This window comes from Bdellovibrio sp. HCB209, from assembly GCF_047306065.1.
GTDB lineage: Bacteria > Bdellovibrionota > Bdellovibrionia > Bdellovibrionales > Bdellovibrionaceae > Bdellovibrio.
This window is the reverse complement of record NZ_CP178618.1, coordinates 1,671,959-1,685,616: the sequence shown is the minus strand read 5'-3', so window position 1 is coordinate 1,685,616 and position 13,658 is coordinate 1,671,959. Positions and strand designations below refer to the sequence as shown.

The window sequence follows — 13,658 nt, the reverse complement described above, 5'->3', positions numbered from 1 at the left end:
ATGAAACTCAATAATCGCGGCTTCACAATGATTGAACTTCTGTCGTCGATAGTTATTGGTGTAATTGTCAGCTACTCAACTTATGCTTACATCAGCTATGTTGCGAATGCGACCACCCAATTAAAACTATCGCGAGTTGCGAACGACAACGTCCAAGCTATTGTTGAAAGTATTCGTTTCAATCTTTCGATGTATCAAGTGAGTTTCGAAACCAACGTCCTAAAAGAAGACGCGCTGTTGGCAGCCGACAAACTCCCCTACGGCCTTTCAAATGGTAACATGATCCCACGAGCACAGTGTAAAAGCGACGGATGCCAGGCCTATTTCGGATATGTGATTATTCCCAGCCTGTTCGTCAGAAATCTTTATCAAGTAGATATTAAAATAGCGCTGCCTAAACAAAATACTCTCGCAAATAAATGGAAGGAGGACGAATGGAAAAAGTACACTTACTTCATCACGGTCAAATAACCCCATTAACTCCTCTTAGAAATCGACGTGGCGTTACGGTTACAGAACTTTTAGTTGTCTTGGGAATGATCGGCATCGTTGCCCTTGGTAATGCGACGTTTATCTATGACTTCGTATCCGCCCTGAAGAAACAGACTGCCCGCTCTGAAGGAGAATCCGACCTTTCGACACTAAATATCGCTGCAGTAAATATCCTTAAGAAATCAGCTTCCAGTTTCAACAAGCTCGAGCTGAAAGATGACAACGGTAAGAATTTCTTTGATTACTACCCTGATGTACCGTTCTCTATCTTGCAAAAAAATAGCAATGCCGATCGAATTTTCACTCTCAAGGCTGGAACTGCAAATCAGTATTTCTATTTAATGCAAACCGAAGAAGGTGATTTCGACTCCTTGATCTTTGACCCTATGTTTGCTTATAAAAATACCGGAGACTCACCTGATTTAATGAGTAACGGCTCCGTTCAGTATATCGGCCTCAACTCCATCGCTAATATCACCGGTATTGCCGGTGGCCCTAATGCTGGAACAATGACTAAAGTCTTCCAAACTCGCTGGACGGATGGAATGCTGTTTTTACTATCATGCCCGACTTACCTACGCCCGCTCACTACAGCTGGTGGGATCGACATTCTAACTCCACCTCGCTTTGCTTCATACTTAGGAAGCGTCGCTGGAAGTGATTTGCTACCGGTCAGCACCGCTTTAACGGGAGTGACGCTCAAAAACTCACATCCAGTGTCTAATGTAAATTACAGCGGAGTTGACAACTTCATGCGTACTCTACCATCAGTCGGCGGAGCAGCTCCCTTTGTTAAAATTGAGCCCGTCAATTTAGTTCGCTTTGCAATTCGACTAAATGCTAAAACTGGCAAGAACGACTTTATCTTTCAAGAGCTAAAACAAGGAAAATATCAGGACAGAACTGTCCTACTTTCAGATGTGGATTCAATTAAATTTGTACGTAAATCGATTACGCTTCCGATTATCAGCATGGAGGTTTTGAGATGAAGAATCAACTCCTAACTCTTTCCTTAGTCTTCGTTACAGCAACGTCCTCCTCCACTTGGGCGGCAGATGAAGTTTCAAAGAAAGCGGCAACGACTAGCGTCTTGCCATTCACGGGCCCGAATCTGAATGATATCGTACTGGATTCTCAATTAGTTGTTAATGGGTCTAACTCCGCAATCACTACTTTGGATATTTATGTAAGCTGCTTCGGTACAAACTTGCGTGCCGTTCCTAACCCTATCTCTGAATACTCATCTCTTTTCGCCAAAGTAAGCTATCTTACCCAAAGTGGTGGCTACAAAACTCTAGAAGTTAAGTTTCCAGCAACGGCGACAATGAAGACTTACTCAGCGGGTGCCGCTCAAAACATCACATCAAATACTTCCGTTAATGGAAATACATCCGTTAATCTAAATGCATCTCTAAGAGGCAACCTAATTCGTGTAAACCTCACCGAAGCTAAAACGATTCCGGTGGATGTCCTAGCTACCGGCACTGACTTCGCTAAACTAGAGGAATTTGCTTTGAAGTCAGAGTTCCTGAAAAATATCAGCTTTCGTCAAGAGGTCGGCACGACCCCATCACAGTATATGGCATTCACCGGCCCAGTGACCGCAGCCAGCCAGTGGTATGTCTCCGAAAACGGAAAGACCCTAACTATGCTAGCCTCTTTCCCTGGGGAGAACAAATTCTGCGGCGGCTTCTTCTCTCCGCTCGTTTTGAACTTTGATGATGACAAACTTCCTATCGTTGACCAAACATCCTATTTTCCTTTATTCGAGGGCAAGCCTCATAAAATCTCTTGGCCATCATTCAAAGGTGAAACATATCTATTAACCTTTGATCGTAATGACAACGGGAAAGTCGACAGCGGTGCCGAGCTCTTTGGCGATATTAATAACTTCCAAGATGGGTTCAAAAACCTAGCTGCTTATGACAGCAATAAAGACGGTGTCATTGATTCAAAAGATCATCTATGGCCGAAGTTGCGCCTGTGGAGAGATAAAAATCATGACGGGAAAAGCAGCCCCTCCGAGATGAAAACCCTAGAGCAAATGGGTGTTCAATCGATCTCTTTGCAATACGAAAATACAACTCAAGACCTGAACCGCCACGCAAAAGTCATCGGACCGGGAGAATTCACCTACAAAAATAAAAAAGGTGAAGTTAAGAAAGGGCGCGTCTGGGATATTTTTCTTAAAATTGTTCCATAATTGAGATAGCATTTTTACTGGGAGGACTCCATGAAAAGGCAAACTCATACTAAATTAGCAACGGGCATTTTGCTGTTATTCACAATCGCTATAGTCGCAGAGACAGGTTTTTCTCGCGTCAAATCAGGTAATAGGTATGAGTACCGCTACCAAAAGGACACACCTGTAGACACAAAGGCTGAAACAAAAAATGAAGCTACTGGCTCCACGGCGAATGTAGGAGATGGAACCGCGCCATGTCGCGACTCCGTTCTGCTTTTAAATACAGTTTTTGATAGCAATTCAGATCAAGGTAAATCCCGCTTCACTGTTGGTCGCCTTACAAACAACCAAACAGCAACATTTGAATGTACTAAAGCTATCCCGAAAATGAAAAATTCGGATGGATTTGATGTTGAATCTGGACAAGTAACAGTTCGTTGTAAAAATGGAACAACATTAGTTGAGTCTTCAAATTGCTATGCAATCTCACAAGAAGAATGGAATCGACGAGAAGCACTCCGCCTAGCTGAAGAAGAAAGAAAACGCAAAGCCGCCGAGGCGGAGGCTGCGAGAATTGCAGCAGAAAAAGCCGCTGCAGAAAAAGCTGCGGCAGAAAAAGCAGCCGCGGAAGCAGCGGCGGCGGCGGCAGCAGCAGCTGCAAATCCACAGTGCTACAGCTGTAGCGCAAGTGCGACTTGTGTTGTGACTTCCACGCGTGACATTTCTAAAAATTCCTCCGTTACTACGCGCACTACGTACTATGCCTGCTCGAATGGAAACAGCCGAGTGGTTTACAATAGTGGAGCTAGTGGCTGCGTTACGGGACGAAAAGTTTGCTCAACGTCTTCGTCTGGCAAGTAGTTAATTAGCCTTGAGAGAGTGACACCATGATACTCAGCTTGGTTGCCCTGCTCTCAGGGCTTTTGAACTTATCTTCCCAGATTCTTTATCAAAAGATCGTTTCAATCACTTTGGGCGATCTTTATACTACATTCCTTTTAGTCACTCTTACCTTCATCTTAGGTACCGCCGTCGGAAGTCTTCTGAGCGTAAAAATGCGCCGATTTTTACCGTGGATAGAAATAGGTACGGGCCTTTACAACATCTTTCTGCTTTTTCTACTGTCCTCAGATTTTTATAAGACCCAACTTCCGCAGATCCTGGTCTTTGCGGGATTGCTGATCCCCGCTCTCTCTTTGGGCTTACAACTGCCTCTCTACAGCTACTATCTGCGCAAAATTCGCTTTAATTTTATTTACGCTGTCTATCATGGCGGCGCGATTTTGGGGCTTATTACCTTCGAAGTATATTTTACTTTCGGCTTGTCGGTGAAAGCTTCGCTTTTAACGTTAGGTTCTGCCCAAGTGTTACTGGGACTTGTTTTGGCGACACTCCTTAAAAAGCACGCCTTTCAGATTGAAGCTCCCACAACTGTCACTTGGAAGCAGTTTGCAACTAAACCCTTCCTTGGAGTTTCTCTTTCCGTATTCTTGATCTCACTTTTGAGCTCATATCAGGTCTTCTGGGCTCTTAAAACTCAAATCATGCTAACTGAGTCTTTCCGTTTACACGCAACACTGATTTCGGCGGCAGTATTTTTCTGGATGACGGCAGCTGGCTTTAGCGAAAAGTACCTGGAAAAAATATCAAAAACCATCCTGTTTTTATGCTGGGGATTTGGCCTGCTAAGCCTTCAACTTATATTTCCATACTGGCCCGCTTTTATAACGGATCTTTTTAGTGGCGAACTCGCGAACTATTTTTTCTATTCTGCAGTCCTTGCCTTGTCTTTGACCTTCCCGGTTTTCATTTCAAGCTTAGTGTTTATCAAAGGCACTCAAGAATTCTCAAAAAAATTTCCAGTGGATCAATCAAGTGGCTTTTTAAATGCCTGCGCTTGTTTAGGCAATATCCTCGGGATGATTGGCGCCGTTTTACTTGCTTCGCATCTTTGGGAAAATTTGTTTTTTGGAACCGCCTTGGTAGTACTTTTTATTGGTATTTTCTTGATCGCCAAATCAGAGCGCAAACATCAAGAGGCCTCTTACGGAGTCGTCGCTTTGATTCTTTTTGCAGTCATATCCTTTCGCCACGATCAAGCTTCTAACCTGTTCAACAATCGCTTCGATAAAGAGAACCGTCCCTCTCAGATTATCTCGGAAGTTCACTCAGATGCTTTCTCCTCTATTGCAATTCTTGAAGATCCCTTTGACCAAGGTGGACTTGCCCGCCACTACATCGTCGACGGCCACCGATCGCACAATATTGAACGTGGAACGGAAAGCCTTGTCGGGCTCATCGGCAGAAGATACTTCCCTCATGCTCCGAAAAAATCCATGGTCATTGGCGTAGGCACAGGTCAGACCTCTTGGGGAGTCACGGCCATTAGCGAAAAAACGGATCTGGTCGAAATCTCTCCGACTGTATTAGACAACCTGAAGATTTTTAAAAGTTATAATAATGATCTAGTCAACGACCCGCGAGCCAAGGTGAATCTAGTGGACGGAATGACATTTTTAAAAGAGTGTCCCGCAAACAGCTATGATTTAATCGTAAATACAGCGACATATCCTGGAAATTTTAACGCCGCAAAATTGTATACGAAGGAATTCGTGGCTCTAGCTAAAAATTGCTTAACAGATAACGGTGTCTACGAAACTTATTTTGATGGCTCAACAGTGACAAACCGCCAAGAGCTTGCAGATTTTCTGGCGCCTATTCAAGAACACTTTAAGTATATCGATATTATAAATGGCAACTACCCTATCTTAATGGCCTACAACCAGGAGCGCCCCTTGACCACTGGTGGGTGGGAAACATTCCTTTCAGACTCAGACGCGAGGTTCTATGAGCAAGGGCTAAAAAACAAATCCGCCTTTAATCTTGAGTGCAATCAAATATACAGAAAAATTCCATTTTATGATGGTGGCCGTATGAACACATTGGATCAATCCATCCTTGAGGCCCACTCAATAAGAAATATTATTAAAACGAACTACCTTAAAACCTTTTACCTTTTTATGGACTATTCAGGCCTTCCTTTTTCGACAGATTGTTTTCAATAGTCCTTCGGATAAGTAAGGAATAAATCAGTAAATGAAGTACGGCTCGTTTCAATTAACAAGTTATTATCCGTGACTATTTTAGCTGAAGCACCTTCGTGTTGCATAAGTTCGTCAGACCAAGCTTGAGCCGTCGCTTCGGCATTCATAAAGGTTTGTGGCGTATCCAAAACCCAGTCATACCAAGTCTTCGAAGGCAGCAGCGGCTTAACCTTATCATAGACTACTGAGTCCCATTCAGGGAGCGGCGTCTCACTTCCGATAAAGATCACCCCATCACTCGTATAACCCGGCATAATTCTATAGAACGGAAACGCTTCGCGAGCGGTTTTTAGCAATGAGGATAAATCACGACCAGCACCGAATAACAATTGAGCGTAAATCCCACCCGGATTCAGATGTTTACGCGCAATTTGATAAAACTCCTGCGACATTAAAAATGTCGTTCCAGCTCCGTAAGGGTCGACATTAACGGTAATCACATCCCAACTTTTCTTAGAAAGTGCGATAAAACTTCGGCCATCATCCGCAATATTCTCCACCCGAGGATCTTTTAGGTAGGCCGTATTTTTAAAACTCAATTTGCTTTGCGCCTCGATCACCAAAGGCAGAATTTCAATGCTGGTGATTTTTTTGATTTCCGGAATCTGAGTGAACGCTTCCGTTGTCAGCCCGTACCCCATTCCCACAACTAAGACTTCATCCAATTGTTTTGCAAACAGGCTTGGAAAAAGAGCAAGGTTTTTTTGAACGATAGCGGTTTCGCCATAACCATATGCCGCAACCAAAGAGGTGTAATTATGAAACATGGCCCAACGATCTGTTGTTACATTTTCCTTAGGCTTTAAAGGGATAACATTCAGATAGCCGAACTCATCCTCCGCCTGAAAAAGTGCGCTCTCTGCAGGATTCAAAGAAACATTTTTTGTTCCCAAAAGAAAAACTAGCAATATCGACACCACAACAGCCGAGTAACGAGATGACCCTTTTAAAAACATCCATGAGCCAACCAACCCCAGCACCAGGAGGGAAATGAAAAGCAACTTTAGGCTTCCCACAGTCCCCAACCAAGAGAAAAGCAGATATGTGGTTAGCATACTTCCTAATACAGAGGCGAAAGTATTAACATAGACTGCCATCGAAAGATTTCTAGTACGCTGTAAAGCGGACTCAGCTCCAGCCTGAATGACTTTTAACGACAATGGAAAACATACACCAAGAAGCACACCAGGCAAAACCGCAACCAGCAACAACACTAGTAAGTAAACCCCTTGGATAGTCTTTGCGTACGGGCGCACCAAATCGATTCCACTAGATACGGCAATCGGCAACACAATAAATCCAAGCACCGCAAAAACACCGGTCAGACGAATAATAAATAAAACGGCTTTGATTTGCACATCGGTAGACAGCTTTGAAAGCTTAGGACTGATGAATGCAGCAATCGCCAAAGTTAAAAGCAATACGGAAAGGACTAAAGAATGGACATAGACTCGTCCTCCCAGAAATAATCCCGCAAGCCTAAACCAAATTTGCTCCAAACTTAGAACAAAAAAACCACTGAGAGCAGAAAGCAAAAGAGCCCAGATTCGCAAAGATTTTGACAACTCTCCACCAACGCCCGTTGCAACATCGTTTTGCTTCTCGTGCACTGAAGCAAAACTGTATTTCTCCTTCACAAAAAGAGCAGCTGCCAAAATATTCAGGAAAAATCCGAAATACAAAGTTCCCGACAGTCCGAAATTATAGATCAATACTAAGTACGAGCACAAAGCTCCTACAGCTCCCCCCAGACAGTTAGCCGCATATAACCACTGATGGTCTTTAGAAGAAGAAAATTTATAGCTCATGAATGGATAAGAAAGTCCCATGCAGAACGTTGCCGGGAAAATAAATAGACCCGAGATCAAAAAGTGACTTAGTAACTTAGGAAAAGGGCTAAACTTCAAAATCTGTGACAGCTCTTCGCGGGCACCAAATAAAAATACAGCTCCCAAACCGATAACTAAGACAATCGCAATTTCACAATAAGTGTACAAAGGAATCTGTTTTTTTGTATCACGTCGTAAAAACCATGATGCAGAAGCTGTTCCTAATCCCAACCCCAACATAAAGTGAGCAATCACGCAAGAGATAGACAGAGTCGTTCCACCCAAGAGGGATGAAAACAAGCGAATCCAAAGAATCTGATAAAGCAATCCCGAAAAGCCGGTTAGAAACATGGCTACCATACCAAGCCTGAACGTTTTTGTTTTCAGAAATGCCTCCTTGTTTACTTGTCAATGATGCTATCAATGGATTAGCCTAATTACTATGGAAATGTGGAATGACTAAAAGAGCAGAGCTAATTCTTATTTTTTCTTGCTTGATCGTTTTTTTTACGAGTTTTTTTGTAGCACCACTCTTTCCGATACAAAGATATCCCCTTTTTGCAGACGCTCCTCTTAGATATGAATCGTATAGTCTTAGAACTCCCGCCTTCGAGGACATTCCACCCGCGAGTTTAGAACTTCAGAATACTTATGATGGAGATCCTACTTATCTTGTAGGCCGACTTCCTAAAACGTCCTACCGATGGGGCGAAGTGCTAACAAGAGAGCAGCTGCAACGACATTTTCAATCCCTGCAACAACGAAATCTTCTTTCCACCACACCAATTTGTATTCAAAAAATCACTTGGAGTACTTTGCCAGATAAATCTCTTGGGGCTTCAAATATCGAGGACTTTGTTTGGAGCAATCAGACGCTTTCATCCGATCATGATCTAATAAAATCTATTTGCGATACGGAGACTCCATTATGAAATGGCCACAATCGCAAAGATACTTTGAGGGCTTCCGCATATTCACCTTCGTGTCTTCAATGCTGCTGGTCATTGATCAGATTTTTATACGCTGGAGAATGGATGGAGAAATAAATGTCGTCTCCATCGCAGGATGGCTTCCCGAAAACATAATGACCTCACACACTTTATTCCAATACGTGAGCTGGTGTTTTGTTGCATGCATGGCGCTGTGGCTGTTCAAAATAGTGCCTAGAATCGCTTCAGTCTTAAGCATCTTTCTTTTTATTCTTTCGACTTCTTTGTACTTACAAAACGAACCTTTCGGAGATCATCGTCAATCAGTCTTCTGCTTACTGCTGATTCTTTTCGCAGCTAGGGAATATAAGCTCATTCAGCACTATTTTTATCAAGTAGCCGCTGGGATAATTGTTTCATTTTATTTTCTAGCGGGCTGGGAAAAAGTATTCTATTCCGGCTTAAGCTGGATTAACGGAACAAGTTTACAAATCTTCGTGCATTACATGGGATACAGAAACTCCCATCTGCGAGAACTCATCTTAAGCAATGTGGATATCGCGAAGTTCTTTCAAACAGCGATTCTTATCTTCGAGTGCGGATCTTTTATGTTACTTGGACCGAAACCATTGCGCTGGATTTGGATCTGCACGCTTATCGGATTTCATGTCGGTATCGAGGAGATATTTGGCTATCGTTACTTCTTACACCTTTTTGCAGTTCTCTATCTCTTTGCACTGCCCGACATAATGGAATTAAAAAATGGCAAAAACACATAGCTCTCGCATTGAATTCATCTATTTGCTTTGGTTCGGCGTTCCCGTTCTTTTATATCAAATTTTGATTTCCAGAATACTGACTCAAATCTTCGGGAGTCTCTTCTTTATTCAACTATTTCTGATTGCAGTTGCCTATTTCGGTACGGCCCTTGGTTCTTATTGGAGCCTACGCCTTAAGAGCATGACCTTAGCCAAAAGCCATGGAGCACTCGTCTTACTAAATCTTCTTTTGCTTGGATTTGATCAATCGAGTTCCGAGCTCCTTGAATCCAGCTTCCTGAGTCTGTCCTTTGGCTGTTTGCTATTCTTTGCTATCTCTTTCGTTTCTTCATTATTATTGCCATTGTACTTTGAAGAGCATCGAAAAAGTGGCCTCGAAGATACGAGCGCATTTAACAAGGTCTATTTCTATTTCCACTTATTAGTAGTGGCCGCCTTGGTTTTTCTTGAGTTGGGTGTGCTACACACGTGGGGCATACATTTTATTTTACTGACATTGACAGTGACTGAATTAGCTTGGGCAATCTATTGGAAAAAATTCGAAGGCAAACCTTCGCCTCTAAAGATAAATACTCTAAAGGAAGAATTCAGCCAATCTTCAGCTCTTCTACTGCCTCTGCTAGGATTCTCGATCATCAGTGGGATTATTCAATCAATCCTTTATCGACAAATTCAAAATGTTCTGGCTCCCCTCGCATTTCACTATTCCTTATATTTGGCGGCGCTAATTTTGAGTTGGTCCCTTGCAAGTCTTTGGTTTCGAAGCCCAAAGGGTTACAAGTGGTTGAACTGGATACAGTTTAAACAAAAATCCGCCGCGCTTATTTTAGCCCTTTTGGTGTGGAGTCTCTCATGGCCAGTTTTTTGGTCTTGGATGATGGACCTACTAACCGGATCAATCAATCCTTCAGCAACTGTGATCTTTTTAGTCCGTGCCATTTTCTGCATTGGTCTCGTACTACCGACAGGCTTCTTCTTTGGCAGCTTGCTGCCACTTGTGAAAAAAGAAAATGAAAGAATTCCCTTGGGCACCCACCTGGCGGTCAACTCGTGTGGTAATGCGATCGGGATCCTACTCTACATTGCAATCCTGTTCGAAGTAATTGGGAATTTCCAACTCTGGGGACTGCTTGGCCTGCTATGCTTGATCTTCGCACCTTCCAATAAAAAATTAAAAACCATTACTGCAGCAACAGCCTTGGTTTTGGGTTCTTTGACTTATCTACTGACTAAGAATTTTTCTTGGGATGTCGGCAGTCACTCGCACCGCGGTCTTTATCGCTGGTACCATGACACAACTCAACTCACGGACGTCAAAGAGTTTAAACATAAATCCAGCCAGGTGAACTACTTAGAGTTCAATCACTCGCTCAATCTATTGATAATGAATGGGCATCACTCCATCGCCCTTCGCAAAGGCGTACCCTACTCCATGACGGATACCTTTATGGGGTTATCTTCACTTTCCTATGTGAATAAGTTCGACAAAGCTTTGGTTATTGGCTTAGGCACGGGGGCAACTGTTATGGGTGCGGCCGAGATGTTCGCCCATACCGATGTTGTCGATCTGGACACAACCATGCTCAGAGTGATGGACTACATGAAACCGGTAGCCCAAAGATTGAAATCTGACAAAGTAAAGTTCACTGAGGCTGACGGATTGACTTACTTAAGACAGAACAAACAGCGTTATGACCTTATTGTGAACAATGTCCCCTCTCCTGTTTATTTTGCCGCGGCAAAACTATGGAGCCGAGAGGCATTAGAAGCTATCTATGAGTCATTAGAGGATGATGGTATCTTTGCACAGTGGTTCGACGGAGAACTCGACCAAGAAAGCATCAACATCCAACTAGAGACATCTCAGGATCTTTTTAAACACTGTGATCTGTTTTATCTGCAATTCAATTTTTACAGCTTCGTGTGCAGCAAGGGTGATAACCCGCTGAAAGTAAAAGCCCATCCCGCAAAATCAGCGGAAATTATGGAGACAACACCGGAACTCTACGCGGAATATTTCGATTCCTTAAAATTCACAGTCAGCACCATCCCTACAACACCTGGGGGACCCACGAATACCCTGAATAACCCGTATATGGATGTCCTGGTCGCGCGCAATCCACCAGGGTGGCTTCTGAATGACCTAACAGATAACGTCGCTAAATACTTTAAACTATCGCAGCAGGTGAATGCCGAGGCCGCACTGAACTCCCCTCTTATGGACAAGAAATGTCGCAATCTAAACAGCTGGATCTTCCATAAGAGATTCAACAAGAGCGACGAGATCTGCGCCCCTATTTTTTAAAGACGCCTCGCAGAATCCGCCCTCTCTGAGATTTGCCCCGGTTTAAACTATGGTGTTAAACTCCGGGGCAAATTCCATCCAGAAGGCTCTTTTAATGCAAAATAAAGTCGTAAAAATTGGCAATATCGAAGTCGCAAACAACAAACCTTTCGTTCTGTTTGCAGGTATGAACGTTCTTGAAAGCCGCGACCTTGCGATGCAAGTTTGCGAGCACTTCGTTAAAGTCACTGACAAGCTTAAAATTCCTTATGTTTTTAAATCTTCTTTCGACAAAGCCAACCGCTCTTCGATTCACTCTTACCGTGGCCCAGGCATGGACGAAGGCTTAAAGATCTTTGCTGAGCTTAAAAAAACTTTCGGCGTCAAGGTCATCACTGACGTTCATGAGGCTGGTCAGGCAAAAACTGTGGCTGAGGTGGCTGACGTGATCCAACTCCCAGCTTTCCTTGCTCGCCAAACAGACTTGGTGGAGGCAATGGCTCGCACTGGTGCCGTTATCAACGTTAAAAAACCTCAATTCTTAAGCCCAAGCCAAATGGGTAACATCGTAGAAAAAATCGAAGAGTGCGGTAACGACAAAGTGATCCTGTGCGAACGCGGCTCTTGCTTTGGTTACGACAACTTGGTGGTCGACACTTTGGGCTTTAACATCATGAAAAAAGTTTCTAAAGGTTCACCGGTTATTTTGGATGCAACTCATGCCCTTCAGTTCCGTGACCCGATGGGAGCAGCTTCTGGAGGCCGTCGTGGCCAAGTGGCTGAACTTTCTCGTGCAGGCTTGGCTGTGGGCCTTGCCGGTCTTTTCATCGAGGCTCATCCAGAGCCAAGTAAGGCGAAATGTGATGGCCCTTCTGCGCTTCCTTTGGCGAAGTCAGAGGCGTTCTTGCAGCAGATGAAATCGATCGATGACTTGGTGAAGTCATTCCCGATTTTGGATACTGAGAACTAAGCGAGATCCTTGACCAAAAAAAATTATTACCAGTGTTTAATTTTCTTGCAAATGAGCTGGGGTTCTATAAAAGGACCCCACTTTAAAACAAAATCATTTGCATAGACTTGAGGACACTGAGTTGAAAATTGTTAGCGCTTTCCTCCTTGCCGTAGCTCTTATTATTTCTGGTTGCGGTCGTTCTGTTTCTAATACTGTAGCTCCTAAAAACAATTCAGCTATCATTGGCGGCCAATTGGTAGAGCCAGGAACTGCTCTTGCTCAAAGTATCGTCGGCATTTATGACGATGCTGAAGGTTATGTTTGCACGGGCTCATTGTTGCCAGGAAACTTGGTTCTAACAGCCGCTCATTGCATCGGTAAAAATCCGAATGACACTTACATCGTATTCGCTCCAGACATGGAAGCGGTGCTCAATCTTGGTAAAAACTTCAAAACAGCTCCCTCTGTTCGCCAAGCAGTTGCGATGAAAGCCCACGAAGAATTCAACTCTGGACAAACAAACGCAGCGATCTCAGGCAACGATGTTGGTCTGATCATGTACGAAGGTGAAACACCAAAAGGCTACCAATCTGCAAAAATCTTGGAAGACGCATCTGTTTTGAAACGCAATGCTATGACGATTTTGGCGGGTTACGGTGTGGACCAAGCTGAAGTGATCACAGTGAACCCAAGAACGACTAAGAATCTACAAAGCTTGATCGATAAAGGTGTCGTATTCTGCGATAATGACGACGCTCGTAAAGCCACTTCTTGCATCAAAGAAGAATTGAGTGGACCTGCGATTTTGAAAGCTGTGACAGTTAAAGTTAAGTACACACCTAACGAAGGTGAAGTGATCTTAGACCAAACAGAAGGCAAAGCCGCTTGCTCTGGTGACTCTGGTGGTCCAGCGTACATCCAAGTTGGCGATGAGTTCCAACTTTGGGGCGTTACAAGCCGTAGCACAATCGGCTGCAACGAAGACATCGTTTACATGAATATCCTGCACTACGGAACTTGGATTAAAGACACCGCAAAATCATTCGGTGCAAAATAAGAAAAGGCGGCCATCGAGCCGCCTTTTTCATTTTTAGAGTTGAATTG

Annotated in this window: 10 protein-coding genes; 9 read left to right on the top strand and 1 reads right to left on the bottom strand. The window is 43.6% G+C overall.

Annotated elements, in window-relative coordinates; genetic code table 11:
• The 5 genes from ACLVWP_RS08235 to ACLVWP_RS08215 all read left to right on the top strand — a co-directional run bounded on the left by ACLVWP_RS08235 (position 1) and on the right by ACLVWP_RS08215 (position 5,742).
• Positions 1-471, top strand: a complete 471-nt coding sequence (locus ACLVWP_RS08235; protein WP_413561239.1) for a PilW family protein — start codon at positions 1-3, stop codon at positions 469-471.
• Positions 435-1,481, top strand: a complete 1,047-nt coding sequence (locus tag ACLVWP_RS08230) for a type II secretion system protein (protein ID WP_413561238.1) — start codon at positions 435-437, stop codon at positions 1,479-1,481. The genes ACLVWP_RS08235 and ACLVWP_RS08230 overlap by 37 nt, the downstream gene beginning before the upstream one ends.
• Entirely contained in the window at positions 1,478-2,695 is a 1,218-nt protein-coding gene (locus ACLVWP_RS08225) for a hypothetical protein (protein ID WP_413561237.1), read from the top strand. The genes ACLVWP_RS08230 and ACLVWP_RS08225 overlap by 4 nt, the downstream gene beginning before the upstream one ends.
• A 30-nt stretch (positions 2,696-2,725) precedes the next feature.
• Positions 2,726-3,538 (top strand): hypothetical protein, encoded by an 813-nt coding sequence (locus ACLVWP_RS08220; protein ID WP_413561235.1) that lies wholly within the window; start codon positions 2,726-2,728, stop codon positions 3,536-3,538.
• 743 nt (positions 3,539-4,281) lie between these two features.
• A complete protein-coding gene (locus ACLVWP_RS08215; protein ID WP_413561233.1) occupies positions 4,282-5,742 on the top strand; it encodes a hypothetical protein in 1,461 nt (486 codons plus the stop codon).
• Here the strand turns inward: ACLVWP_RS08215 and ACLVWP_RS08210 are convergent.
• Positions 5,736-7,970, bottom strand: coding sequence for a fused MFS/spermidine synthase (locus ACLVWP_RS08210; protein WP_413561231.1), 2,235 nt, complete (start codon positions 7,968-7,970; stop codon positions 5,736-5,738). The two genes, ACLVWP_RS08215 and ACLVWP_RS08210, sit on opposite strands and share 7 nt — an antisense overlap.
• A gap of 568 nt (positions 7,971-8,538) precedes the next feature.
• Here ACLVWP_RS08210 and ACLVWP_RS08205 point away from each other — a divergent pair.
• From ACLVWP_RS08205 to ACLVWP_RS08190, 4 genes are all read left to right on the top strand, one after another.
• Positions 8,539-9,318, top strand: a complete 780-nt coding sequence (locus tag ACLVWP_RS08205) for a hypothetical protein (RefSeq protein ID WP_413561229.1) — start codon at positions 8,539-8,541, stop codon at positions 9,316-9,318.
• A gap of 343 nt (positions 9,319-9,661) precedes the next feature.
• Positions 9,662-11,623: a hypothetical protein gene (locus tag ACLVWP_RS08200; protein ID WP_413561228.1), complete on the top strand. Its 1,962-nt coding sequence runs from the start codon at positions 9,662-9,664 to the stop codon at positions 11,621-11,623.
• Positions 11,624-11,717: 94 nt separating this feature from the next.
• Positions 11,718-12,572, top strand: a complete 855-nt coding sequence (kdsA, locus tag ACLVWP_RS08195; RefSeq protein WP_413561227.1) for a 3-deoxy-8-phosphooctulonate synthase — start codon at positions 11,718-11,720, stop codon at positions 12,570-12,572.
• 121 nt (positions 12,573-12,693) lie between these two features.
• Complete coding sequence (locus tag ACLVWP_RS08190) at positions 12,694-13,611, top strand: S1 family peptidase (RefSeq protein ID WP_413561225.1); 918 nt, start codon at positions 12,694-12,696, stop codon at positions 13,609-13,611.
• The last annotated feature ends 47 nt before the right edge of the window (positions 13,612-13,658 follow it).

Bases quoted from the DNA above. Each gene is read 5' to 3' on its own strand.
- ACLVWP_RS08230 (WP_413561238.1), top strand. From the start codon at position 435: ATGGAAAAAGTACACTTACTTCATCACGGTCAAATAACCCCATTAACT.
- ACLVWP_RS08205 (WP_413561229.1), top strand. From the start codon at position 8,539: ATGAAATGGCCACAATCGCAAAGATACTTTGAGGGCTTCCGCATATTC.
- kdsA (WP_413561227.1), top strand. From the start codon at position 11,718: ATGCAAAATAAAGTCGTAAAAATTGGCAATATCGAAGTCGCAAACAAC.
- ACLVWP_RS08235 (WP_413561239.1), top strand. From the start codon at position 1: ATGAAACTCAATAATCGCGGCTTCACAATGATTGAACTTCTGTCGTCG.
- ACLVWP_RS08225 (WP_413561237.1), top strand. From the start codon at position 1,478: ATGAAGAATCAACTCCTAACTCTTTCCTTAGTCTTCGTTACAGCAACG.
- ACLVWP_RS08220 (WP_413561235.1), top strand. From the start codon at position 2,726: ATGAAAAGGCAAACTCATACTAAATTAGCAACGGGCATTTTGCTGTTA.
- ACLVWP_RS08215 (WP_413561233.1), top strand. From the start codon at position 4,282: ATGACGGCAGCTGGCTTTAGCGAAAAGTACCTGGAAAAAATATCAAAA.
- ACLVWP_RS08210 (WP_413561231.1), bottom strand. From the start codon at position 7,970: ATGGTAGCCATGTTTCTAACCGGCTTTTCGGGATTGCTTTATCAGATT.